The 2,086-nt window shown below is 46.0% G+C and carries 3 protein-coding genes; 2 read left to right on the top strand and 1 reads right to left on the bottom strand.

Annotation, left to right across the window (positions count from 1 at the left end; translation table 11 throughout):
• Positions 1–521 precede the first annotated feature (521 nt).
• Positions 522–791, top strand: a complete 270-nt coding sequence (locus P5674_RS09985; RefSeq protein ID WP_006620047.1) for an AbrB/MazE/SpoVT family DNA-binding domain-containing protein — start codon at positions 522–524, stop codon at positions 789–791.
• Positions 785–1,198: a type II toxin-antitoxin system VapC family toxin gene (locus tag P5674_RS09980; RefSeq protein ID WP_006620048.1), complete on the top strand. Its 414-nt coding sequence runs from the start codon at positions 785–787 to the stop codon at positions 1,196–1,198. The genes P5674_RS09985 and P5674_RS09980 overlap by 7 nt, the downstream gene beginning before the upstream one ends.
• A 319-nt stretch (positions 1,199–1,517) precedes the next feature.
• On the opposite strand, the gene P5674_RS26575 is transcribed toward P5674_RS09980, so the two are convergent.
• Positions 1,518–1,952 carry a peptidoglycan-binding domain-containing protein gene (locus P5674_RS26575; protein WP_434475123.1) on the bottom strand — a complete coding sequence of 145 codons (435 nt, stop codon included), beginning with the start codon at positions 1,950–1,952 and terminating at the stop codon, positions 1,518–1,520.
• Positions 1,953–2,086: the final 134 nt, after the last annotated feature.

The raw sequence follows: 2,086 nt of genomic DNA, 5'->3' as shown, positions 1-2,086 counted from the left end.
TGGGCGGCCGGGCCAAAAAAAAATTTTTTCTGGGGGTGCGATCGCTCTTTTTTTTTGAGAAACCCCTATCTTTTTGGGGGAGTCCGTGCTACACTATAATATAATGGGCATAGTTGCAAAAATAATATTTTTGGTCGCATCCGATTATGTAACATACCCCTATGATACCCCCCTGCAGCCGCCTTGTCAACCCCTTTTCACTTGGGCGGCCGGGCCAAAAAAAAATTTTTTCTGGGGGTGCGATCGCTCTTTTTTTTTGAGAAACCCCTATCTTTTTGGGGGAGTCCGTGCTACACTATAATATAATGGTAATATTCGCGAAAATAATATTTTTAGCCGCATCCAATTATGTAACATACTCCTATGATAGCCCCCTGTAGCCGCCTTGTCAACCTTTATTCATTACTTTTTGATATACTCGATCGCAAAGCAGCAATTTTGGTGGCGAGAATGCCAGCTTGTCCGATCATCAATACCCTTGCATCCGGGCTAGGGTCATCAGTGCAAATATATAAGGATCTATGTCTCCCTCCCAGGAACAATACACCGTTAACCTAGAAGAAACCGGCGAGTTAATGATTCCCGAAGCTGTGCGGAAACAACTGAACCTGCAAGGGGGCGATCGGCTCACTTTAACCCTTGAAAAAGATGGCAGCCTGCGTCTGGTCAGTTGGCGTGAGCAAGTCCAAAAACTCCGGGGAATTTTTAAAGATATTTCAAACGGTGTAAGTCTCGCCGACGAACTGATTCGAGAACGGCGTTCCGAAACACAGCCGGACGACCAATGGTGAGTCAAAATCCCCGTGCTTTATTGGATGCTTCAGCTTTACTGGCATACTTACAAGACGAACCCGGTGCAGATGATGTTGTAGATGCTTTGCTGAAAAAAGCAGCTATCAGCGCCGTAAATTGGGCAGAAACTCTCTCGAAGCTGGCTGAACGCGGTCAAGATCCTGATGTGGTCACCACTCAATTAACAGAACAAGGTTTACTTGAGCGAGCGTTAATTATTTATCCAATAGATGGAGAGCTGGCGCGGGATATTGCCAAGCTAAGAATACCAACTCGCGCCCTGGGACTTTCTCTGGGCGATAGAGCTTGTCTGGCGTTGGCATTGAAGCTAAATTTACCCGCACTTACGACCGATCGCGCCTGGTGCAATCTCGATTTGGACATAGAAATTCGAGCGATTCGATAATTATATTAATGTGCCTCAATGTCCTGAGAATTGGGGCTATCGCATTTTTCCCCAGCCGGGAATTTCGGAAAAGTAAACCTACGTGGCCCAAAAAAAAAATTTCTGGGCGCGCCCCCGCGCTTTTTTTTTCAGAAAACCCTATCTTTTTCTGGGAGTCCGTGCTACACTATAAAATAATTGGAATATTTGCGAAAATAATATTTTGTCTAACATCCGATTATTTAATATACTCCTATCATAGCCCACTAGCGCCGCCGTGTCAACCCCTATTTACTAGGGCGGGCCATAATTTTTTTAAAAAAAGCGGCAGGTTGATCACCTAGTTAGAGCGATCGCCTAAAACCTTCCAAGTTTTGTCATCTACAACCCCGGTAGATTCTAAGCCCATAGCCAACTGAAAATCAGAGACAGCAGCCAAAGTTTTGGGGCCAAATATACCATCAACAGGACCCGGATCATGTCCAGTCAACTCTAGGCGAGTTTGCAGAGTTTTGACTTTGGAACCGCGATCGCCTTGTTTAATGAGAGTTTCTGCTATAGTCTGCTGGTGAGGATCTTTTGAGAGAGCCTGCCAAGTGCTGCGATCAACCACTCCAGTAGGTCGGAGACCCTTAGACAATTGAAAGTTAATTAGGGCTCGCTCAGTGCGGGGGCCAAAGAGACTATCTACACGACCCACAGAAAAGCCATGTACTTCCAGGCGCTGCTGTAAACCGGCTACCTGTACCCCTTGGGTTCCTCGCGCTAAGGTCATTTCCCTAGGTCGGATCTGATTTTCTTCAGGTTGATAGAAAGGTTCAGCAAAGGTAGTTTCTTCGCGAATTTCCTCATGGGGTTGATGGAAAGGTTCAGCAAAGGTAGTTTCTTCGCGAATTTCCTCACGGGGTT

This window comes from Limnospira sp. PMC 289.06, assembly GCF_032350395.1.
Lineage (GTDB): Bacteria > Cyanobacteriota > Cyanobacteriia > Cyanobacteriales > Microcoleaceae > Limnospira > Limnospira platensis.
The sequence above is the reverse complement of the archived record's forward strand: the minus strand, read 5'-3'. Positions and strand labels throughout refer to the sequence as shown.

Excerpts from the sequence above, each read along its gene's own strand:
- P5674_RS09985 (WP_006620047.1), top strand. The coding sequence starts at position 522 with ATGTCTCCCTCCCAGGAACAATACACCGTTAACCTAGAAGAAACCGGC.
- P5674_RS09980 (WP_006620048.1), top strand. The coding sequence starts at position 785 with ATGGTGAGTCAAAATCCCCGTGCTTTATTGGATGCTTCAGCTTTACTG.
- P5674_RS26575 (WP_434475123.1), bottom strand. The coding sequence starts at position 1,952 with ATGACCTTAGCGCGAGGAACCCAAGGGGTACAGGTAGCCGGTTTACAG.